The sequence below is a fragment of the Streptomyces sp. NPDC096323 genome (genome assembly GCF_040302845.1).
In the GTDB taxonomy this organism is placed as follows: Bacteria; Actinomycetota; Actinomycetes; order Streptomycetales; family Streptomycetaceae; genus Streptomyces.
On record NZ_JBEOSI010000002.1, the window covers coordinates 776,771 to 796,551 of the forward strand.

Genomic DNA, 19,781 nt, shown 5'->3' on the forward strand with positions numbered 1-19,781 from the left:
TCCGCCCCCTCACCCGTCCGGCCGACGCCACGTGCGCACCGGTCTGCCGCCGCCTTGACTTGAGCCGGCGGGCGAGTGCTGGGAGGCACGATGACGAGGCAAGGCGTACGCGGCGTGGGCGCGGTACTGGTGGCGATGACCGTGGCGTTCACGGCATCGGCGTGCTCCGACGACGGGGACGGCGCGTCCAGCACCGTATCCAAGGCGGCATCGGCGGCGTCCTCCGTCGCCTCCGAGGGGTCCGACGCGGTCGCCTCGGCAACGGCCGCCGCCGAGGACAAGCTGAACAGCGTCAAGGACGGTGTGAACGCGGGCGGAGACGTCAAGGCGGGAGCCCCCACCACCGACAAGGACGGCCATGCCACCTCGAAGATCACCGTGGAGAACGGCACCGGATCGAAACAGTCCTACGTCGTGCAGATCAACTTCGATGATCCGGACGGCAACCTGCTCGACACGGTCGTGGTGACGGTCGACGACGTGGCTTCCAAGAAGACCAAGGACGCCACGGCCCGCAGCAACCGCAAGCTCGAAGGCGACGTCAAGGCCGAGGTGGGCAAGGCGCTGCGGCACTGATCACGAGGGGGCGGCCGCGGATCTCTTTGATCGGGGCCGACCCGGCCGCGTACCGTGCGCGCCATGAACGACACCCACGCACCGGACACGGCGAGACGGCTGAGGGCGATCACCGGTGAGCTGTCGGAACTGTTCTACGAACGGGACGAGGTCGTACGGACGCTGACGCCGGCGATGCCGGCCGGTCAGCACGCACTCGTACTCGGCCCTCCCGGCACCGCGAAGTCGGAACTGGCACGCGAGCTGACGGGCCGGATCGTGCACGCGAGCTACTGGGAGATCCTGCTCAGCAAGTTCACCGCTCCGACCCGGATGTTCGGCCCGGTCGACGTGGGCGCCCTGAGCCGGGGCGAGTACCGGCAGATCTTCGACGGCCGGGCCACAACAGCGAACATCGCGTTCATCGACGAGATCTTCAAATGCTCCACGGCGGCCCTGGACGAGACCCTCGGTCTGCTCAATGAGCGCGTCTACCACCCGGAGAACCGAGCACTTCTTCGGCGGCGGCACCGAGTTCCGCACCCCGCTCGCGGCGGCCGTCCGGCTGCTGGACGAGGAGTTCGACACCGACGGACGCCGGCGCGGTGACATCGTGATGATCACCGACGGGGAGTGCGGCATCGGCGAGCAGTGGATGCGCAGCTGGAACGAGGCCAGGCACACACTCGGGCTCCGCACCTTCGGTGTGGCCGTCGGCGCCCCGGAGGCCACCGGACCAGGCACCGTCCTCGACGCCCTGTGCGACAACCTCCGCAGCATCGGCGATCTGACCGGCACGCACGCGGCCGGCGACCTCTTCCGGCTCATCTGAACAGCCCCCGCGCCCGGCCCGGGTGCCGGTGGCTGTCGCGGCAATGCATGATCGGAGCACCGGCCCCGCCCGGGCCGGACGCAGACCGAACGCTTGGGCCGACACACCGGAGAGCACCATGAGGATCCACCTGACCAGCGTCTTCGTCGACGACCAGGACAAGGCCCTGCGCTTCTACACGGAGGTGCTCGGCTTCGTGAAGAAGGCCGAGGTGCCGATCGGCAAGGACCGCTGGCTGACGGTCGTCTCGCCGGAGGACCCCGACGGGACCGAACTCCTGCTGGAGCCCGACGGCCATCCGGCGGTGAAGCCGTACAAGACGGCCCTGGTCAGGGACGGCATCCCGGCCGCCTCCTTCGCCGTGGACGACGTCCACGCCGAGTTCGCCCGGCTGCGCGGACTGGGCGTCCGCTTCACCCAGGAGCCGATGGAGGCCGGTCCGGTGACCGTCGCTGTCCTGGATGACACCTGCGGCAATCTGATCCAGATCGTGCACAGCGCGTAGACCCCGGAGCCCGGGACAAGGGCCGGGATCCCGGAAGCACCGACCACCCCCGACGGCAGCCGCGCCCTCAGGCTTCGGCCTGAAGGCGGAGGCCCGCCAGAGTCAGCTCCAGCCCGGCGAGGAACTGCTCCTTGTCGTCGTGCCCGTCGAACTCGTCGACGATGTCGTGCACGAACGGAAACGCCGCAGGGTCGAGCGCACGCCATGTCTCGGCGTACCGGCCCAGGAATTCGTAGCGGTCCACGGAGCCGTCGAGCACCTCACGGGGCGGCTCCTGCCCCAGGTCGGCGGCGTTGCCGATCACCACGGCCACGATCGCCGACACGGCGTGGAACCGCTGCCGTGGCGTGAGACCGAGCCGGAGCGTCTGCTGCCCCAGTTCCTCATAGAGCCGCAACGAGTTGCCCTGGTCGTTGATGTTCTGCATGAAGTGCGACCCCAGCCACGGGCGGTCCACGATCGCGTCGAACAGGGTGACGGCCATCATGCGCAGGTCATCGATCGGGTCCTCGCTGCGGGCCTGCCCCTCGATGGCGGTCAGCACCCCGCCGAGCACGTGGTCGATGGCCCGGTCGAGCAGGTCGTCCTTGCCGGAGACGTACCAGTAGATGCTGCCGACGCCGGTGCCGAGCCGGGCCGCGAGGGCGCGGAGTGTCAGCGCCTGCTCGCCCGCCTCGTCGAGCAGGGCCACGGCCGCGGTGAGTACGGCCTCGATGGAGTGCGAGGCGCGCCGTCGTCCCCGGGACGGACGATCGGCGGGTCGGGGCCGCGGCTCTGTCATGGTCCCCATCCAATCACAGCTTGCATGCGCATCGAACTCGGTTCTATTATCGAACCTCGTTCTATGCGTCGGCGACGTTCCGGCGTGCCCAAGAGGAGGCCCGCAGTGACCACAACTGCCCCCGCACCCGCTGCGCCGCGCACCTATCCATCCCTGCGCGCCGCATGGATTCCCCTGGCCGCGCTCTGCCTGGCCTTCTTCGTCGAGATGGTCGACAACACGCTGCTCTCGATCGCGCTGCCCACGATCGGCCGGGACCTCGACGGCAGCACCACCGCGCTGCAATGGGTCACCGGCGCGTACTCGCTGACGTTCGGCGGCCTGTTGCTGACGGCGGGATCGATGGCCGACCGGCTAGGGCGACGGCGGGTGCTGCTGGTGGGCCTGGCGGTGTTCGGGCTGCTGAGCCTGGCCGTCGTCGCGGTCTCCACCGCGGGTCAGCTCATCACCCTGCGGGCCGGCCTCGGCATTGCCGCGGCGGCGATGGCACCCATCACCAACTCGCTGGTCTTCCGGCTGTTCGACGACAAGGCGCTGCGCATGCGCGCCATGACCCTGATGATCGTCGTCGGCATGTCCGGCTTCGTCCTCGGCCCCCTGCTGGGCGGCACCGCCCTGGCCCACGTGCGCTGGCAGTGGCTTCTGATCGTCAACGCCCCGATCGCCCTGATCGCGGCCATCGGCGTCCGCCTCGGCGTGCCGGCCGACCGGCCGCAGGACCTGACCCGCGACAGGCTCGATCTGCCGGGCGCCGCGCTGAGCGTCGCCACCATCGGCCTCGCCTGCTACGCGCTGACCAGCGGTGTCGAGCACGGCTGGCTCTCCGCGATCACGCTCGCCTCGCTCCTCGGCGCCATCGCCGCCGGCGCGGCGTTCGTACGGCACGAGCGCCGCACCCCCGCTCCCATGCTGGACCTGCGCCTCTTCTCCGACGGCACCGTCCGCGGCGCCGCCCTCGCGCAGATCGGCACGGCGATAGCGATGGCCGCCGTGATGTTCGGCCTGATCCTCCACTTCCAGTACGCCTACGGGTGGAGCCCCGTACGGGCCGGTCTGGCGAACCTGCCGATCATCGTGACCATGATCGCCGCGACCCCCCTGTCCGAGTGGCTCGCGGGCAGGTTCGGCCACCGCGTCGCCTGCCTGGTCGGCGCGGCCTGCCTGGCCGGCTCACTGGCAGGACTGTCCTGGGGCGTCGACCACGGGTATGGAGCCATCGCCGCCTGCATGGTCGTGATGACCGTGGGACTGCGCACCGTCATGACGATCTGCGCCATCGCACTCGTCGAAGCGATGCCCGCCAACCGCACGTCGATCGGCACGGCGCTCAACGACACAGCCCAGGAGGTCGGAACCAGCATCGGCACCGCGGTGGTCGGCACGCTGATCGCCGTGCTGGTCACCACACAGCTGCCCGCGGGCACCTGGAGCGACGCGCTCGTGGCGTCGTTCTTCCACGGCGAGCGGATCACCTACGCCGTGCTGGCGGTCGTCGTCGGTCTGGTCGCGGCAGGCGGCGCCCTCACCCTCACCGACTCCCGCGCCACCGAAGAGTCCCACTGAGCCTCGCCGCGGCCGCCGGACCGAACGGACGGGCACACGAACGAGGGCCGCCACCCCGGCCAGGGGTGGCGGCCCTCGTTCATGGTGCCGACGTCGCGTCAGCGCATCGCTGTCTAGAGGTCGAAGTACAGCTCGAACTCGTGCGGGTGCGGGCGCAGCTGGATCGGGGCGATCTCGTGGGTCCGCTTGAAGTCGATCCACGTCTCGATGAGGTCGGACGTGAAGACGCCGCCCGCCAGCAGGTACTCGTGATCGGCCTCGAGGGCGTCGAGGACGGCCGGGAGGGAGGTCGGGACCTGCTGGACGTTGGCGTGCTCCTCGGGAGCCAGCTCGTACAGGTCCTTGTCGATCGGCTCCGGCGGCTCGATCTTGTTCTTCACGCCGTCCAGGCCGGCCATCAGGAGGGCCGAGAAGGCGAGGTAGGGGTTGGACGACGGGTCCGGGGCGCGGAACTCGACGCGCTTGGCCTTCGGGTTGGAGCCCGTGATCGGGATCCGCATCGCGGCGGAGCGGTTGCGCTGCGAGTACACCATGTTGACCGGGGCCTCGAAGCCGGGGACCAGGCGGTGGTAGGAGTTCACCGTCGGGTTGGTGAAGGCCAGCAGCGACGGGGCGTGCTTGAGGATGCCGCCGATGTAGTAGCGCGCCATGTCCGACAGGCCCGCGTAGCCCTGCTCGTCGTAGAACAGCGGGTCGCCACCGGCCCACAGGGACTGGTGGACGTGCATGCCCGAGCCGTTGTCACCGAAGATCGGCTTCGGCATGAACGTCGCGGTCTTGCCGTTGCGCCAGGCGACGTTCTTCACGATGTACTTGAAGAGCATCAGGTCGTCGGCCGCGGCGAGCAGCGTGTTGAACTTGTAGTTGATCTCGGCCTGGCCGGCGGTGCCGACCTCGTGGTGCTGGCGCTCGACCTGGAGGCCGTTCTTGTCCAGCTCCATGGAGATCTCGGCACGCAGGTCGGCGAAGTGGTCGACCGGCGGGGTCGGGAAGTAGCCGCCCTTGTAGCGGACCTTGTAGCCGCGGTTGTTCTCCTCCGACCCGGTGTTCCAGGCGCCCGCCTCGGAGTCGATGTGGTAGAAGGACTCGTTCGCCGAGGTCTGGAAGCGGACGTTGTCGAACACGTAGAACTCGGCCTCGGGGCCGAAGTACGCGGTGTCGGCGAAGCCGGTGGAGGCGAGGTACGCCTCGGCCTTCTTGGCCACGTTCCGCGGGTCACGACTGTACTGCTCGCCCGTGATCGGGTCGTGGATGAAGAAGTTGATGTTGACGGTCTTGTCGCGGCGGAACGGGTCGACACGGGCCGTCGACAGGTCGGCGCGCAGCGCCATGTCGGACTCGTGGATGGCCTGGAAGCCGCGGATCGAGGAACCGTCGAAGGCGAGCTCCTCGGTCGGGTCGAAGACCGCCGCCGGGATGGTGAAGTGCTGCATCACACCGGGCAGGTCGCAGAACCGGACGTCGATGAACTTGACGTCTTCGTCGGCGATGTACTTCTTCACGTCGTCGGCGTTCTGGAACATCCAACTCCTCCTACTCCCGGCCCGGGAGGGACGGGGTTGCAGCTCGTTGTGTGGCCAGTGCGGTGGCACACGCTGGACCCGACCATAGGCAGACCGGATTTCTCAAGCATGACCCATTTGTTTCGCGGAAGTTAACCGGGCCGGGCGCGGTGAGCGCCTCAGGACCGTGGGAACGGCTCGTTCCGCGCGCGTTCCGGCCCGGTTTCGGTGCGGTGTCCCGGTCCGTCCCCGCCCCGCCCGCCAGGGGCCGGAGGCGGGCGCAGTACCGTGGTCGGGTGGACAACAGGCAAGCAATCGGATCGTGGCTCTCAGGGCCGCGCGCGGCCGCCGAGGCCATGGGCGCCGACTTCGGGTACCGGGGCAAGCGGCTCGGGCTTCCCGAGCAGGGACCCGGGGCCATTGCGCCGCTCGGGCGGCGCTTCGGCGCGATCTTCATCGACTGGGCCCTGTGCATGCTGATCGCATACGGGCTGTTCGCTCGCGGTGACCAGCAGGCGACGGGCAACTGGGCGCTCGGCGTCTTCCTCGTACTGAGTGTGCTCACCGTCGGCACCATCGGCTGCACGCCCGGCAAGCGCCTGATGGGCATCAGGGTCGTCGCCGAGGACGGCGGGCGTCTGGGCTTCGGCCGTGTGCTCGTGCGCAGCGTGCTGCTGTGCCTGGTGATCCCCGCCCTGGTCTGGGACCGGGACGGCCGCGGACTCCACGACCGGCTGGCCCGCGCCGTGCAGGTCCGTATCTGAGCCGTACACGCAGAAAGAGGGCGGGCCGTGAACCACGTGGTTCACGGCCCGCCCTCTTCGTACGTTCTCCGCCTCAGCGCATCTTTCCGCCGCGTGGCATCCGCGCGCCCTTGGGCATAGGTCCCTTCGGCAAGGGCATATTGCTCATGAGGTCCCCCATGGCGCGCAGCCGGTCGTTGGCGGCCGTCACCTGCGGGCCGGTCAGGACGCGCGGCAGCTTCAGCATCGTGGTGCGCACCTTCTTGAGCGGCACCTGACCCTCGCCGTTGCCGACCATGATGTCGTGCACGGGTACGTCGACCACGATGCGGGCCATCTTCTTCTTCTCGGCCGCGAGCAGGGACTTCACCCGGTTCGGGTTCCCCTCGGCCACCAGCACGATGCCCGCCTTGCCCACGGCACGGTGGACGACGTCCTGGCTGCGGTTCATCGCGACCGCCGGCGTCGTGGTCCAGCCACGGCCCACCCGGTCCAGCACGGCCGCCGCGGCGCCGGGCTGTCCCTCCATCTGCCCGAAGGCCGCCCGCTCGGCGCGCCGCCCGAAGACGATCGCCATCGCGAGGAGGGCGAGCACGAAGCCCAGGATGCCCAGGTAGATCGGGTGGTCGATCAAGAAACCGATCGCGAGGAGGACACCGAAGGTGACGATTCCCACACCCGCGACGACAAGACCGATCTTGGAGTCGGTCCGCCTGGTCATCTTGTAGGTCAGGGCGATCTGCTTGAGTCGCCCCGCGTTCTCGGCGCTGTCCGCGCCTTCAGTGGATTCTGCCTTCCTCGCCATGCAATGAAGTTTACGTGGCCTAGGAACGGTGGTCGGCCACGGCCTCCAGTACGTACTCGGACTCGACCCGGTCCTTGGCCCGGCGGCGGTCCTCGAGGACGGCGGTCCAGGCGTTACGGCGGGCGGTGCGCTGGCCGCTGCTCAGCAGCAGCGACTCGACGGCGCGGAGGGCATCGGTGACGGACGGGAGGGCGGTGGCGCGTACCTGCACGGCCTGCATCGTGGAAGTCCCCTCGGAACGGATGCGCTCACCGGTCGGTGCCCGGCGGGCGGTGTGTGCTGCGCGGACTGGATACGGGACGCGGGGCGACAGCGGCCCGCGAGAGCCACCGCGCCGCGTGTATCCAGGGTCACTGCTTGGTGTTACCAGCGCATGACCTGGCGGTCAAACACCAATGAAACCTTGAAATCGGTGCCGCGCACGCCGACGCGGCCCATCCGCGCCTCGGACCTGCGAGGAGGGGATGGGCCGCGCCGATTCAGCCATTACTGTTCAGTAGCTTCTTGTGCCCGGATTCACACGGAGCCTGTTACGCGGTCGGTGCCTGGGCTGCCGCGCCGCGCCGCTCCATCGCCTGCTGGAACAGCCGGCCCGCGCGGTACGAGGAGCGGACCAGCGGTCCGGACATCACACCGGAGTAGCCGATCGCCTCGGCCTCCTCCTGGAGCTCCACGAACTCGTGCGGCTTCACCCAGCGCTCGACCGGGTGGTGGCGCGGGGTCGGCCGGAGGTACTGGGTGATCGTGATGAGCTCGCAGCCCGCGTCGTGCAGGTCCCTCAGTGCCTGGCTGACTTCCTCGCGGGTCTCGCCCATGCCGAGGATCAGGTTGGACTTGGTGATCAGACCGGCCTCACGGGCGCGGGTGATGACCTCCAGGGAGCGCTCGTAACGGAAGCCGGGGCGGATCCGCTTGAAGATCCGCGGCACCGTCTCGACGTTGTGGCCGAGCACCTCGGGGCGCGAGGCGAAGACCTCGGCGAGCTGCTCGGGCTCCGCGTTGAAGTCGGGGATCAGCAGCTCGACCTTGGTGTGGCCGCCCTCCCGCCCCGCCGTCTGCGCGTGGATCTGGCGCACGGTCTCGGCGTACAGCCAGGCGCCGCCGTCCTCCAGGTCGTCGCGCGCGACGCCCGTGATGGTGGCGTAGTTCAGGTCCATCGTGACGACCGACTCGCCGACGCGGCGGGGCTCGTCCCGGTCCAGCGCCTGCGGCTTGCCCGTATCGATCTGACAGAAGTCACAGCGCCGGGTGCACTGGTCGCCACCGATGAGGAACGTGGCCTCCCGGTCCTCCCAGCACTCGAAGATGTTGGGGCAGCCGGCCTCCTGGCACACCGTGTGCAGACCCTCGCTCTTCACGAGTTTCTGCAGCTGGTTGTACTCGGGGCCCATCTTCGCCCGGGTTTTGATCCACTCGGGCTTGCGCTCGATGGGGGTCTGGCTGTTCCGGACCTCGAGGCGCAGCATCTTGCGCCCGTCGGGTGCGACAGCGGACACTCCGGCACTCCCCTTTGCTTTCGCTGCATTGGATTCTTCGGCGAACACCAGGGTACGCCCGTTGTTCAAACGGCTTTACGTCTGCCCAACCTCTGGCCGACAGGGCCTATTCCCGGAGGGCTGCTCCGAGAGTCAGGCCGTGGCCACGGCCTCGTCCTTGCGCTCGATCGTGCGGGGCGCGAGCTCGGCGTTCTCCAGGATGTCCCTCAGGTGCTTCTCGATGACCGGGAGCACCTCGGCGATGGTGAGGTCGCGGCCCAGTTCGTACGCGAGCGAGGTGACGCCCGCGTCGCGGATGCCGCACGGCACGATCCGGTCGAACGAGGTGTTGTCCGGGTTCACGTTGAGGGCGAAGCCGTGCATGGTGACGCCCTTGGCGACCCGGATGCCGATCGCGGCGAGCTTGCGGTCCTCGCGGCGCTGGCCGGCGTTGGACGGGGCGTACTCGGGGCCGTTGAGGCGGGCGTCGAACTCCTCGTCCTGCAGCCGCGGGTCGAAGTCGAGCGAGAGCCCGCCGATCGCCGGGCGCTGCTCGACCGGGTCGCCCAGGACCCAGACGCCGCTGCGGCCCTCGACCCGGCTGGTCTCCACGCCGAACTCGGCGGCCGTACGGATCAGCGCCTCCTCCAGCCGGCGGACGTGCGCGACGACGTCCACGGGGCGTGGCAGCTTCTGGATCGGGTAGCCGACCAGCTGGCCCGGACCGTGCCAGGTGATCTTGCCGCCGCGGTCCACGTCGATGACCGGGGTGCCGTCCAGCGGACGCTCACTGTCGGCGGTGCGCCGGCCGGCCGTGTAGACGGGCGGGTGCTCCAACAGCAGGCAGGTGTCGGGGACGGTGTCCTCGAACCGTGCCGCGTGCACCTCGCGCTGCTTCTGCCATGCCTCCTGGTAGTCGACGGCGTTCTCGCCGAATCCCAGACGGACGAACCGAAGCTCAGTCACGACAGCAGCCTCTCTCCTCATGGTGCCGGGGGCCGGGGGTGTCCCGTCATCGCGTCGCCATGCACCGAATCGCGCCTCCCGCCACTGTACGACCGGTGCCGGAGTGCGGGCCGGGCAGGTGGGTCCCGTCAGCGCCGCCCTCAATCCTCACACGATCGGATGAATGTGAAGCGAGAGTGGCCGGGGCTGTCCCGGAGGCGGCTAAATTCGCGCCGTTCCCCCGGCCACGGTGACCTCGCGGGGAATCCTCAGAGCAGGCCCTCAGGGCTGCCCGCCCGGCCCCGAAGGCAGGAGACCGTACAGCTGATGTCGGAACGACCTCCGCAGCGCACCCCCAACCGCCGACTCGCCTCGCTCATCACCGAGGCCGGGTTCTCCAACGCCGGCCTCGCCCGCCGCGTGGACCAGCTCGGTCTCGAGCACGGCCTCGACCTGCGGTACGACAAGACCTCCGTGACCCGCTGGCTGCGCGGCCAGCAGCCCAGAGGCACCACACCCGCGCTGATCGCCGAGGTCTTCACCAGACGGCTCGGCCGCCGGCTCTCCGCACAGGACCTCGGCCTGGACGCCTGCGCGCCCGTCTACGCCGGGCTGGAGTTCGCGGCCACGCCCGCCGAGGCGGTCGACATCGTCAGCGGACTGTGGCGCAAGGACTCCGGCAGCCATGCCGAGCTGCGGAAGATCGCCTTCACCCCGGCGGGCCTGGTCGTCCCCAGCCGGGACTGGCTGATCGGGCGGGCCGACGAGTGGGTGGGCCGGACCGGCGAGGCCGCCGCGGTCACCGGCGGGCGGGTGCACGGGGCCGCCCCGGCGCACGCCGGGCCGCGAACGGTGCCCGCCGCCCCCGGGACGTACGGCAGCGCGGCGCACGGGCAGCACGGCGGCGGCAGTGCCCTCACCGGGCCCGGCGGCGGGCTCGTCGCCGGGGTGCCGGAGCAGGCCGGCGTCCCTGGGCCGGGCACCCGCCACGGCCTGCGCGGCCCCACACCGTCCCGGCCCGCCGGGCCGCACGTGCCGGGCGGATCCCCGGCCGCCCTCGGGCCCGGGGCCCCCGGCGTCCCCCGGCAGCGGCAGTCGGAACGGGGCTCCGGGCAGAAGGTCGGCAGCGGGGACGTCGCCGCCCTGCGCTCGGTCGCCGAGCTCTTCCGCACCCTGGACAACGCCTACGGCGGCGGTCACGCCAGGCAGGCACTCGTCCGGTACCTGGAACACGAGGCGGAGCCGATGCTCCGCGGGACGTACGGGGAGGCCACCGGGCGGCGGCTCTTCGCGGCCGCCGCCGATCTGACCCGGCTCGCCGGCTGGACATCGTACGACATCGCGGCCCACGGGCTCGCCCAGCGCTATTTCGTCCAGGCCCTGCGGCTGGCGCAGGCCGCCGGCGACCGGGCCTACGGCAGCTTCGTCCTGATCACCATGAGCCGGCAGGCCGTCTACCTCGCGCACGGCCGGGAGGCGGTGCAACTGGCGCGGGTGGCGCAGCAGGGCGTCGGCTCCGCCGCGCCCCACGCCGTCCTGGCCCTGCTGCACGCGGTCGAGGCACGCGGACACGGGGTCCTCGGCGAGTCCAAGGCCTGCGCCGCCTCGCTGGCGCGGGCCGAACGCGCGCTGGAGGCCTCCCGCCCCGGCGACGAGGTGCCGCACTGGGCGCGCTCCTTCGACGAGGCCCAGCTCGCCGACGAGTCCGCCCACTGCCACCGCGACCTCCAGCAGTACCGGGCCGCCGCCCAGCACGCGGAGCGCTCGCTCCAGCTGCGCGCCCCCGCCTACGTCCGCAGCCGGCTGTTCTGCCGGGTGGTCCTCGCCTCCGCCCGGCTCGGGCTCGGTGAGCTCGACCAGGCCTGCCGGCTGGGCGCCGAGGCCGCGCAGCAGGCCGCCGAGATGCGGTCGGTACGCGCCACGGAGTACGTAGGGGACTTCGAGCGGCGCCTCGAGCCCTTCCGTGACGCGGCAGCGGTCCGCGGCTACCGCGAGCGGGTGGCCGCGCTGGGGTGACGAGTGCCCTCAGGCCGCCTCCGGGAGGACCGCGGTGTTCGCGGACGCCGGTCGCACGCCGAGGTCGGTGAGGATCGCCCCGGCCGCGCGCCGGCCGGAGGACAGGGCTCCCCGCACCGAGCCGGTGTCGCGGTGGTCGCCGCACACGTACAAGCCGGCGAGGAGCCGCACCGGGCGCCGCGGGTCGTGCGGGGGCGGCATCGCGGGCACCGCCTCCGGGTCGTGGTGGGCGGCCAGCAGCTCCCAGTCGCCGGTGGGCGTCCCGTAGAGCGCCGCGAGGTGTGCGCGGACCGTGCGGTCCAGATCGGGCGGCGGGGTGCCGAGCACCGTCGAGCTGATCAGGACCCGGCCGTGCGGGGCGCGGGCCGGGTCGACCTCGCTCATCACCGCGGTGTGCGCGACCGGACCCGAGCGGTCGGCGTCCAGCAGCAGCGAGGCGCCGGCCGGCGGGGGAGCGGGGGCGGTGTGGTGGAGCACCGTCACCGAGTGGAAGGGCGGTACGCGCAGACCGGGCAGCAGCTCGGCCGCGGCGCTCGCGCCGGTCGCCAGCAGCAGGGAGCGGCAGCCCAGTTCGCCGTGTTCCTTGGTGCGCACCGAGGTGATGTCGGCCGCCGTGACGTGCACGCCGGTTCTCACGGTGCCGGGGGGCAGCGCGGCGGCGAGCAGGTCGGGCAGCGTCGCCGAACCCCCCGACGGTACGCAGAGCCTGCCGCTCGCGTAGTCGTGCAGCGCGAGATCGGCGCACCGGCTCGACGTGGTGAGCGCCGGGTCGCTGAGCAGTGCCGTGAGCAGGGGGCGTACGAATCCGTTGAGCGTCCGGGTGGACAGGCCGCGGCCGGACAGGGCGTCGAGCGCGGCCCGTTCGGGCCGGGCCAGGATGCGGTCCCGCGGGGTGGCCGCGAGCCGGGCCAGGGCCACGCCGAGCCGCGCCTGGTCGATCGCCCCGCCCATGGCCCCGGTGAGGCTTCCGGCCAGAGGCGCCCGGGGGGCGCTCGCGAGGGCGCGCGCTGCCTTGAATGCGCCCCGTGCGCTACGTGAGCCCCGGGGGCCGCGTACCCCACCGTTCCGGTGCCGGCGGATCTCCCCCGTCCGGTAGCGGCGGCCCTCGCTGTGGACGAGGACGCCGGGATCGAAGTCCCGCAGGACGAGCCCGTCGAGTCCGGGCGTCGTGGACAGCTCCTGGTACGAGGTGTTGAGAAGCGGCCCTATGCGGTCGAGCCGGAACCCGTCCACCTCGTCGGTCATCATCCGGCCGCCGGCCCGGGGGCCGGCTTCCAGGACGCTGACGCTCACTCCCGCACTGATCAGCCGGTGGGCCGCTGACAGGCCGGCGATCCCGGCCCCGATGATGACGACGTCCGCGTGGTGTGCCGTGCTGAGCACGTGCCCCTCCCCGAGTCGGCGCAACTGGTGGGAGGCTCTTGCCCTCAACAGGCCACCGGAATGCGCGAGTTCGGCATGAGGCTAGGAGGGAGGCGGGATCGCGTGCAGTCGCGCGCGGACCGGGGCACCGGTGCACGGGGTCGCACGCCCGTCCGAACGGGGCGGCCGCCGGCGGTACTTGGAGCGAGGTCAGCGCAGAGCGGCCCGGATGGCGGCGTCGATTCCGGGGAAGGCGAAGGCGAACCCCGAGTCCATTAGCCGTCCGGGCAGCACCCGCTGACTGCCGAGCACGTCCTCGGAGAAGTCGCCCAGGGCGATCCGCAGCGCCGGCGCCGGAACGGTGAGCAGGGTGGGCCGGCGCAGCACCCGGCCCATCGCCGCCGTCACCTCGCCGTTGGTGACCGGGGCCGGCCCGGTCAGATTCACCGGCCCCGACAGCTCCGGGGTGTCCAGGATGTGCCGCAGTGCCGCGATCTCGTCGTGCAGCGCGATGAAGCTCCAGTACTGCCGGCCGTGGCCGAGCCGCCCGCCGAGCCCCGCGCGGAACAGCGGGAAGAGGCGGCCCCAGGCACCGCCCTGACGGGCGACGACCAGTCCGGTGCGCGCGTGCACGGTCCGTACACCGGCCTCCTCCGCGGCGGCCGTGGCTTCCTCCCACTCCACGCACACCGAGGGCAGGAACCCGTCGCCGGGCGGCGCGTCCTCGTCGACCGCGCGGTCCCCGGTGTCACCGTAGAAACCGATCGCGGACCCGGACAGCAGCACCTTCGGCGGTACGTCCAGCGAGGCGACGGCCTCGGCGATCGCCGCGGTGCCGAGCACCCGGCTCTCCCTGATCTCCCGCTTGTACGCCTCGGTCCAGCGGTGGTCGCCGACGCCCGCCCCGGCGAGATGGACGACGGCGTCGCAGCCCACAAGACCGGCCACGTCCACGTAACCCCGCTTGGGGTCCCACTCCACCTCGTCGCCGGTCCGCGCCGGGCGCCGGACCAGCCGGACCACCTCGTGCCCGTCGGCGCGCAGCGAGCGCACCAGCGCCGCTCCGATGAGTCCGGTCGATCCGGTGACGGCGATACGGGAGTGCGGCATGGGCCCCATCCTGCCCCATGGGCCGCCGACGGCGCGTGGCACAGTGACGCCCATGGCCGAGTCCTTCACCCAGCCCGCCCCGTCCGTCCGACCTGCCGCCCTCGACGACGGCCCCGCTCTCGCGGAGCTCGACCGGAGCACCTGGTCGACGCTGCACGCCGTGACGGCTCCTCCGCAGCCGCCGTACGGGCCGTTCTTCGACGACCGGCACCAGCCCCAGGGCGTCCTGGTGGCCGAGGCGGTGAACCCGGCGGGCGAGACGGTCGTCGCCGGCTACATCCGCATCGTGCCGCCCACCCCGCTCGCCTGCAACGCACACGTCCGGCAGATACAGGGCCTCGCCGTGGCCGGCTGGGCCCGGGGCCGCGGCATGGGCCGCACACTGATCCGCGCGGCCTGCACGGCGGCACGCGGCCAGGGGGCGAACCGGATCACCCTGCGGGTGCTGGGCCACAACGCGCCCGCCCGTGCGCTGTACGAGGCGGAGGGGTTCACCGTCGAGGGCGTGCTGCCCGGCGAGTTCTTCCTGGGCGGGCGTTACGTGGACGACGTGCTGATGGGCCGGCCGCTCAGCCCGTGACCGGGCGCGGCCCGGCCCGCACCTCACTCGGCGCCGAACCGCTCCCACAGGGCGGGCAGCCGCGCCGCGAGTGCCGCGTCGTCCTCGAAGTCCAACGGGGTGCCCTCCGGCTCGGCGGCCTGGGGCGGCAGCCCGAGATCCGGCGCGACGACGCCGGTGAGCTGCTCGTACGCCTCGTCGGCGGCGTAACCCAGCTCCTCGGCGTCCCCGTCGAGCTCCTCGTCGAAGTCCTCGAGGAGTTCGGCCAGACTGTCCGGATCGTGCACCGAGCCCTCGAAGATCTCCCGGCCCTGGCCGATCAGCCAGCAGCGGAAGTAGTCGAAGGCGTCGTCGCTCGCCCCGCCGAGCAGCACGCTCGCGGCACCCCACAGGTCCCAGCGGTACGCCCGGTTGTAGCGGGCCTCGAAGTGCCGGGCGAAGTCCAGCACGGAATCGGGATCGAGCTGCACCAGCCGTTCGACGAGCAGGTCGGCATGGTCCTCGGGGTCGCCGTCGGCGTCCTCGCGGGTACGGTCGATGAGCTCCCAGAATTCCGTCTCGTCCATCACCGCTCCAGCATCTGCCCTGGCAGCGGGCGATGCACGCTCAGACACCGAAAAGAAGCCTTACGGCCTCACATAAAGCGCGTGCAGCGCTTGGGCGGCCGCCGCGAACCTGTCGCGCAGGGCGGCCGGTGCGAGGACCTCCAACTCCGGTCCCAGGGCGAGCAGCTGACCGTATGCGACGTCCAGGGACTCCACGGGCAGGGTGACCGTGACCCACCCGTCGGCGCCGGGCGGTCCGGCGGCCTCCAGGGCGTTCCGGGCGGCGACGCGGTCCACGGCGTGCGGCAGCCGGCGCACGGCCGTCTCCGAGAGCCGCAGCGTCACCTCCGTCCGCAGGATCGACCGGGCGAACTGGGCGGCGCGCTCGTCCCAGAAGGCGGGCAGGTCGAAGCTCTCGTCCCGGACGAACCGGGTGTCGGACACGGTCACCGCCGTGAAGCGGTCGAGCCGGTACACCCGGAAGTCGTCCTCGGCGCGTGCGCAGAGGTACCAGACCCCGGCCTTCAGCACGAGTCCGTACGGTGCCAGCTCGCGCTCCGCCTCGGCGTCCTGGCCGGCCCGGCGGTAGCGGGCGTGGACGGTTCGGTCATCCCACACCGCCTCGGCCACGGCGGGCAGGAGCGGAGGGGTGGCGGGTTCCTGGTACCAGCCGGGCGCGTCCAGATGGAAGCGCCGGGAAGCGCTGGCGGAGGCGTTCCGGAGGGAGGGGAGCAGAGCCGCCGACACCTTCAGCCGGGCGGCGGAGGCGGCGTCCTCCAGGCCCATCTCGCGCAGCGCGGAGGGGAGGCCGGAGAGGAAGAGGGCCTCGGCCTCGTCACGGGCGAGCCCGGTGAGCCCGGTGCGGTAACCCCCGACGAGCCGATACCCACCGGCCCGCCCCCGCTCCGCGTAGACGGGGACCCCGGCCTCGGACAAGGCCTGGGCATCCCGGGTGACGGTCCGCTCGGACACCTCCAGCTCGCGGGCGAGCTCGGCGGCGGTCATGGCGGGCCGGGACTGCAGGAGCAGCACCATTCTGATGAGCCGGGCAGCACGCATGCGGCCATTGTGGCCGCGGTCGCCCCGCCCCGGGGGCCGGTGGCCCCCCGCCTGCCGGGTGAGGCCTCAATCGCCGGCCGGGCTGGGGTGTGGCCTCAATCGCCGGCCGTGCTGGGGCGTGGCCTCAATCGCCGGCCGTGCTGGGGCGTGGCCTCAAACGCCGGCCGGGCTCGAAAGGTGGCCTCAAACGCTGGCCGGGCTCAAAGATGTCCTCAATCGCCGGACGGGCTTGAATTGCCCGCCCGCCGGCATTGAACAGTGCGCCCGCACCGGGCTGGGAATGTCCGCCGGACCGGACCGGCTGTCGGCAAGCAGCCGCAAACGACAGCGCTTGGGCAGGCAAAACCAAGCCCGTCCGGCGATTGAGGACAAAGCCTGAGTCGGAGCGGGCCGGGAATTACGTGACCGGGGCAGTGGGCAAGCAGCCGCACACGACAGCGCTCGGGCAGGCAAAACCAAGCCCGTCCGGCGATTGAGGACAAGAACCCCGCACCGGACCGGCCCGGAGGCCCTCCGGGCCGGGGCGCAAGCAGCCGTACCGCAGCGCGCGCCGGCGGGCAAATCAAGCCCGTCCGGCGATTGAGGACAAAAGGCCTCCGCCCGGACCGGGGCAGACGCGCGGAGGACGGGGCGCGGGCGGTCTGCCCCGCGCCCCGTCCTCCGCGGCTGTCAGAGCCCGTACCGCTCGCGGGCCTCCTTGACCACGGACGCCGGCACCTCGCCGCGCCGCGCCAGCTGGGCCAGGGCCGCGACCGTGACCGACTGCGCGTCGACGCCGAAGTGGCGGCGGGCCGCCTCACGGGTGTCGGAGATGCCGAAGCCGTCCGTGCCGAGCGAGGACCAGTCCTGCTCCACCCACTGGCTGATCTGGTCCGGCACCGCGCGCATCCAGTCGCTGACCGCGAGGACCGGACCCGGTGCGCCTTCCAGCGCCTGGGTCACGTACGGCACCCGCAGCTCACCGCGGAGCAGCGCCTCGTCGCACTCCAGCGCGTCGCGGCGCAGCTCGCCCCACGAGGTCGCGGACCAGACGTCGGCCGTGACACCCCAGTCCGCGGCCAGCAGCTCCTGGGCCTCCAGGGCCCAGTGGATCGCCGTACCGGAGGCCATCAGCTGCATGCGGGGGGCGTCCGCCTTCGCGGGCGTGCCCTCCTTGAAGCGGTAGAGGCCCTTGAGGATGCCCTCCTCGACGCCTTCCGGCATCGCGGGCTGCGGCTTCGGCTCGTTGTAGACCGTCAGGTAGTAGAAGACGTTCTCGGCGTCGGGGCCGTACATCCGGCGCAGACCGTCCTGGACGATCACCGCGATCTCGTACGCGAACGCCGGGTCGTAGTTGAGCGACGCCGGGTTCGTGGACGCGATCAGGTGCGAGTGGCCGTCCGCGTGCTGGAGGCCCTCGCCCGTCAGCGTCGTACGGCCCGCCGTGGCGCCGACCACGAAGCCGCGGCCGAGCTGGTCGCCGAGCTGCCAGAACTGGTCGCCCGTGCGCTGCCAGCCGAACATCGAGTAGAAGATGTAGAACGGGATCATCGGCTCGCCGTGCGTCGCGTACGACGTGGACGCGGCGATGAAGTCGGCCATCGCGCCGGCCTCGGTGATGCCCTCGTTGAGGACCTGGCCGTCCTTGGCTTCCTTGTAGTACATCAGCTGGTCGCGGTCGACCGGGTCGTACGTCTGCCCCAGCGGCGAGTAGATGCCGGCCGACGGGAACAGCGCCTCCATGCCGAAGGTGCGGGCCTCGTCGGGGACGATCGGGACCCAGCGCTTGCCGGTCTCCTTGTCCCGCATCAGGTCCTTGGCCAGGCGGACGAACGCCATCGTGGTGGCCAGTTCCTGTTTGCCGGAGCCCTTCTTCAGCGCGGCGAACGCGCGCTCCTCGGGCTGCGGCAGCGCCACCGCGTGCACCCGACGGGCCGGGGCGGGGCCGCCGAGGGCGGCACGGCGCTCCTGGAGGTAGCGGACCTCGGGGGAGTCGGCGCCCGGGTGACCGTACGGCACCAGGCCCTCGTCCAGCTTCGAGTCCGGGATCGGCAGCTCCAGCAGGTCGCGCATGGCGCGGAACTGCTTGCCGTCCAGCTTCTTCATCTGGTGGTTGGCGTTGCGCGACTCGAAGCCCGGGCCGAGCGTGTAGCCCTTCACCGTCTGCGCCAGGATCACCGTCGGCGCACCCTTGTGCGCGAGCGCCGCCCGGTAGGCCGCGTACACCTTGCGTGCCTCGTGGCCGCCGCGCGAGGAGTGGAAGCACTCGGCGATCTTCGCGTCGGTGAGCAGCTTCGCCAGCTCGGCGAGCGCGGGCTCGGCGCCGAAGAAGTGCTGGCGGATGTAGGCGACGTCGCGGGTGGCGTACGTCTGGAACTGCGCGTCCGGGACCTCGCGGAGCCGGCGCACCAGCGCACCCGTGGTGTCGAGCTGGAAGAGCTCGTCCCAGGCGGTGCCCCAGAGCGTCTTGACGACGTTCCAGCCGGCGCCGCGGAAGGCGCCCTCCAGCTCCTGCACGACGCGGAAGTTGGCGCGGACCGGACCGTCGAGGCGCTGCAGGTTGCAGTTGATGACGAAGGTCAGGTTGTCGAGCTGCTCACGCGCCGCGAGGGCGAGGGCGGCGGTCGACTCGGGCTCGTCCATCTCGCCGTCGCCCAGGAAGGCCCAGACGTGCGAGTTCGACGTGTCCTTGATGCTGCGGTTGGTCAGGTAGCGGTTGAAGCGCGCCTGGTAGATCGCCGAGAGCGGGCCGAGGCCCATCGACACGGTGGGGAACTCCCACAGCCAGGGCAGCCGCCGCGGGTGCGGGTAGGACGGCAGACCGTCGCCGCCCGCCTCCTGGCGGAAGTTGTCGAGCTGCTGCTCGCTGAGCCGGCCGTCCAGGAAGGCGCGGGCGTAGATGCCGGGGGAGGCGTGGCCCTGGATGTAGAGCTGGTCGCCGGAGCCGTCCCCCTCCTTGCCGCGGAAGAAGTGGTTGAAGCCGGTCTCGTACAGCCAGGCCGCCGAGGCGAAGGTGGCGATGTGGCCGCCGACGCCGAAGCGGGAGCCACGGGTCACCATCGCGGCCGCGTTCCAGCGGTTCCACGCGGTGATCTTCGATTCCATCTCCAGGTCGCCGTCGAAGGCGGGCTCCGCGGCGGTGGGGATGGAGTTGACGTAATCGGTCTCCAGCAGCTTGGGCAGCGCGAGACCGGCGCCCTCGGCGTGCTGGAGCGAGCGGCGCATCAGATACGCGGCACGGTGCGGGCCCGCGGCCTTGGTGGCGGCATCCAGGGAGGCCGCCCATTCAGCGGTCTCCTCCGGGTCGCGGTCCGGGAGCTGGTCGAGCTCGCTCGGAAGCTTTCCTACGGGGTCGGTCATGATCGCCGCCTTCCGGTGAGGAGGGGGGTGGAGAAGTCCCTGACTGGCAGGACAGGGCGATGGGGCCGGTGGGCCCGCGGAGTGA

The 19,781-nt window shown here is 71.6% G+C and carries 17 protein-coding genes and 2 pseudogenes; 8 read left to right on the forward strand and 11 right to left on the reverse strand.

Features of this window, described 5'->3' with window-relative positions:
* The first annotated feature begins 90 nt into the window (after window positions 1-90).
* From ABTX18_RS07465 to ABTX18_RS07480, 4 genes and pseudogenes are all read left to right on the forward strand, one after another.
* Window positions 91-576 carry a hypothetical protein gene (locus tag ABTX18_RS07465; RefSeq protein WP_352121778.1) on the forward strand — a complete coding sequence of 162 codons (486 nt, stop codon included), beginning with the start codon at window positions 91-93 and terminating at the stop codon, window positions 574-576.
* Window positions 577-639: 63 nt separating this feature from the next.
* Window positions 640-1,062, forward strand: a pseudogene (locus ABTX18_RS07470) (AAA family ATPase); the annotation flags it as partial.
* A 1-nt stretch (window position 1,063) separates the two neighbouring features.
* Window positions 1,064-1,387: pseudogene (locus ABTX18_RS07475) on the forward strand (vWA domain-containing protein); the annotation flags it as partial.
* A gap of 118 nt (window positions 1,388-1,505) precedes the next feature.
* Window positions 1,506-1,892: a VOC family protein gene (locus ABTX18_RS07480; protein WP_352121779.1), complete on the forward strand. Its 387-nt coding sequence runs from the start codon at window positions 1,506-1,508 to the stop codon at window positions 1,890-1,892.
* Between the two features lie 67 nt (window positions 1,893-1,959).
* On the opposite strand, the gene ABTX18_RS07485 is transcribed toward ABTX18_RS07480, so the two are convergent.
* On the reverse strand, window positions 1,960-2,607 hold the full coding sequence (locus tag ABTX18_RS07485; protein ID WP_352121870.1) for a TetR/AcrR family transcriptional regulator: 648 nt from the start codon (window positions 2,605-2,607) through the stop codon (window positions 1,960-1,962).
* Window positions 2,608-2,778: 171 nt separating this feature from the next.
* On the opposite strand from ABTX18_RS07485, the gene ABTX18_RS07490 reads away from it, so the two are divergent.
* Entirely contained in the window at window positions 2,779-4,236 is a 1,458-nt protein-coding gene (locus ABTX18_RS07490) for an MFS transporter (protein ID WP_352121780.1), read from the forward strand.
* 113 nt (window positions 4,237-4,349) lie between these two features.
* Here the strand turns inward: ABTX18_RS07490 and glnA are convergent, their stop codons facing one another.
* Window positions 4,350-5,759, reverse strand: coding sequence for a type I glutamate--ammonia ligase (glnA, locus tag ABTX18_RS07495; RefSeq protein WP_352121781.1), 1,410 nt, complete (start codon window positions 5,757-5,759; stop codon window positions 4,350-4,352).
* A gap of 275 nt (window positions 5,760-6,034) precedes the next feature.
* Between glnA and ABTX18_RS07500 the strand changes: the two genes are divergently transcribed.
* Window positions 6,035-6,502 carry an RDD family protein gene (locus tag ABTX18_RS07500; protein ID WP_352121782.1) on the forward strand — a complete coding sequence of 156 codons (468 nt, stop codon included), beginning with the start codon at window positions 6,035-6,037 and terminating at the stop codon, window positions 6,500-6,502.
* A 73-nt stretch (window positions 6,503-6,575) separates the two neighbouring features.
* Here ABTX18_RS07500 and ABTX18_RS07505 read toward each other — a convergent pair whose 3' ends face one another.
* The 4 genes from ABTX18_RS07505 to lipB form a co-directional block, all read right to left on the reverse strand.
* Window positions 6,576-7,286: a DUF4191 domain-containing protein gene (locus ABTX18_RS07505; RefSeq protein WP_352121783.1), complete on the reverse strand. Its 711-nt coding sequence runs from the start codon at window positions 7,284-7,286 to the stop codon at window positions 6,576-6,578.
* 19 nt (window positions 7,287-7,305) lie between these two features.
* Window positions 7,306-7,506: an SCO2195 family GlnR-regulated protein gene (locus tag ABTX18_RS07510; protein WP_352121784.1), complete on the reverse strand. Its 201-nt coding sequence runs from the start codon at window positions 7,504-7,506 to the stop codon at window positions 7,306-7,308.
* Window positions 7,507-7,816: 310 nt separating this feature from the next.
* A complete protein-coding gene (lipA, locus tag ABTX18_RS07515; RefSeq protein ID WP_352121785.1) occupies window positions 7,817-8,782 on the reverse strand; it encodes a lipoyl synthase in 966 nt (321 codons plus the stop codon).
* A 132-nt stretch (window positions 8,783-8,914) separates the two neighbouring features.
* On the reverse strand, window positions 8,915-9,727 hold the full coding sequence (gene lipB, locus ABTX18_RS07520) for a lipoyl(octanoyl) transferase LipB (RefSeq protein ID WP_352121786.1): 813 nt from the start codon (window positions 9,725-9,727) through the stop codon (window positions 8,915-8,917).
* Window positions 9,728-10,033: 306 nt separating this feature from the next.
* Between lipB and ABTX18_RS07525 the strand changes: the two genes are divergently transcribed.
* Window positions 10,034-11,722, forward strand: a complete 1,689-nt coding sequence (locus ABTX18_RS07525; protein ID WP_352121787.1) for an NsdA family TPR-like regulatory protein — start codon at window positions 10,034-10,036, stop codon at window positions 11,720-11,722.
* Window positions 11,723-11,731: 9 nt separating this feature from the next.
* Here the strand turns inward: ABTX18_RS07525 and ABTX18_RS07530 are convergent, their stop codons facing one another.
* Entirely contained in the window at window positions 11,732-13,105 is a 1,374-nt protein-coding gene (locus ABTX18_RS07530; RefSeq protein ID WP_352121788.1) for an NAD(P)/FAD-dependent oxidoreductase, read from the reverse strand.
* 189 nt (window positions 13,106-13,294) lie between these two features.
* Window positions 13,295-14,194, reverse strand: a complete 900-nt coding sequence (locus ABTX18_RS07535) for a TIGR01777 family oxidoreductase (RefSeq protein ID WP_352121789.1) — start codon at window positions 14,192-14,194, stop codon at window positions 13,295-13,297.
* A gap of 52 nt (window positions 14,195-14,246) precedes the next feature.
* Between ABTX18_RS07535 and ABTX18_RS07540 the strand changes: the two genes are divergently transcribed.
* Window positions 14,247-14,774 (forward strand): GNAT family N-acetyltransferase, encoded by a 528-nt coding sequence (locus tag ABTX18_RS07540; protein ID WP_352121790.1) that lies wholly within the window; start codon window positions 14,247-14,249, stop codon window positions 14,772-14,774.
* A gap of 23 nt (window positions 14,775-14,797) precedes the next feature.
* Here the strand turns inward: ABTX18_RS07540 and ABTX18_RS07545 are convergent, their stop codons facing one another.
* The 3 genes from ABTX18_RS07545 to aceE all read right to left on the reverse strand — a co-directional run bounded on the left by ABTX18_RS07545 (window position 14,798) and on the right by aceE (window position 19,696).
* Window positions 14,798-15,319, reverse strand: a complete 522-nt coding sequence (locus tag ABTX18_RS07545; RefSeq protein WP_352121791.1) for a DUF4240 domain-containing protein — start codon at window positions 15,317-15,319, stop codon at window positions 14,798-14,800.
* Window positions 15,320-15,379: 60 nt separating this feature from the next.
* Entirely contained in the window at window positions 15,380-16,357 is a 978-nt protein-coding gene (locus ABTX18_RS07550) for a helix-turn-helix transcriptional regulator (protein WP_352121792.1), read from the reverse strand.
* A gap of 669 nt (window positions 16,358-17,026) precedes the next feature.
* Window positions 17,027-19,696 carry a pyruvate dehydrogenase (acetyl-transferring), homodimeric type gene (aceE, locus tag ABTX18_RS07555; RefSeq protein ID WP_352121793.1) on the reverse strand — a complete coding sequence of 890 codons (2,670 nt, stop codon included), beginning with the start codon at window positions 19,694-19,696 and terminating at the stop codon, window positions 17,027-17,029.
* Window positions 19,697-19,781: the final 85 nt, after the last annotated feature.

Bases quoted from the DNA above. Each gene is read 5' to 3' on its own strand.
- ABTX18_RS07535 (WP_352121789.1), bottom strand. From the start codon at position 14,194: ATGCCGCACTCCCGTATCGCCGTCACCGGATCGACCGGACTCATCGGA.
- ABTX18_RS07480 (WP_352121779.1), top strand. From the start codon at position 1,506: ATGAGGATCCACCTGACCAGCGTCTTCGTCGACGACCAGGACAAGGCC.
- ABTX18_RS07525 (WP_352121787.1), top strand. From the start codon at position 10,034: ATGTCGGAACGACCTCCGCAGCGCACCCCCAACCGCCGACTCGCCTCG.
- ABTX18_RS07540 (WP_352121790.1), top strand. From the start codon at position 14,247: ATGGCCGAGTCCTTCACCCAGCCCGCCCCGTCCGTCCGACCTGCCGCC.
- ABTX18_RS07550 (WP_352121792.1), bottom strand. From the start codon at position 16,357: ATGCGTGCTGCCCGGCTCATCAGAATGGTGCTGCTCCTGCAGTCCCGG.
- ABTX18_RS07510 (WP_352121784.1), bottom strand. From the start codon at position 7,506: ATGCAGGCCGTGCAGGTACGCGCCACCGCCCTCCCGTCCGTCACCGAT.
- aceE (WP_352121793.1), bottom strand. From the start codon at position 19,696: ATGACCGACCCCGTAGGAAAGCTTCCGAGCGAGCTCGACCAGCTCCCG.
- ABTX18_RS07545 (WP_352121791.1), bottom strand. From the start codon at position 15,319: ATGGACGAGACGGAATTCTGGGAGCTCATCGACCGTACCCGCGAGGAC.
- glnA (WP_352121781.1), bottom strand. From the start codon at position 5,759: ATGTTCCAGAACGCCGACGACGTGAAGAAGTACATCGCCGACGAAGAC.
- ABTX18_RS07465 (WP_352121778.1), top strand. From the start codon at position 91: ATGACGAGGCAAGGCGTACGCGGCGTGGGCGCGGTACTGGTGGCGATG.
- ABTX18_RS07505 (WP_352121783.1), bottom strand. From the start codon at position 7,286: ATGGCGAGGAAGGCAGAATCCACTGAAGGCGCGGACAGCGCCGAGAAC.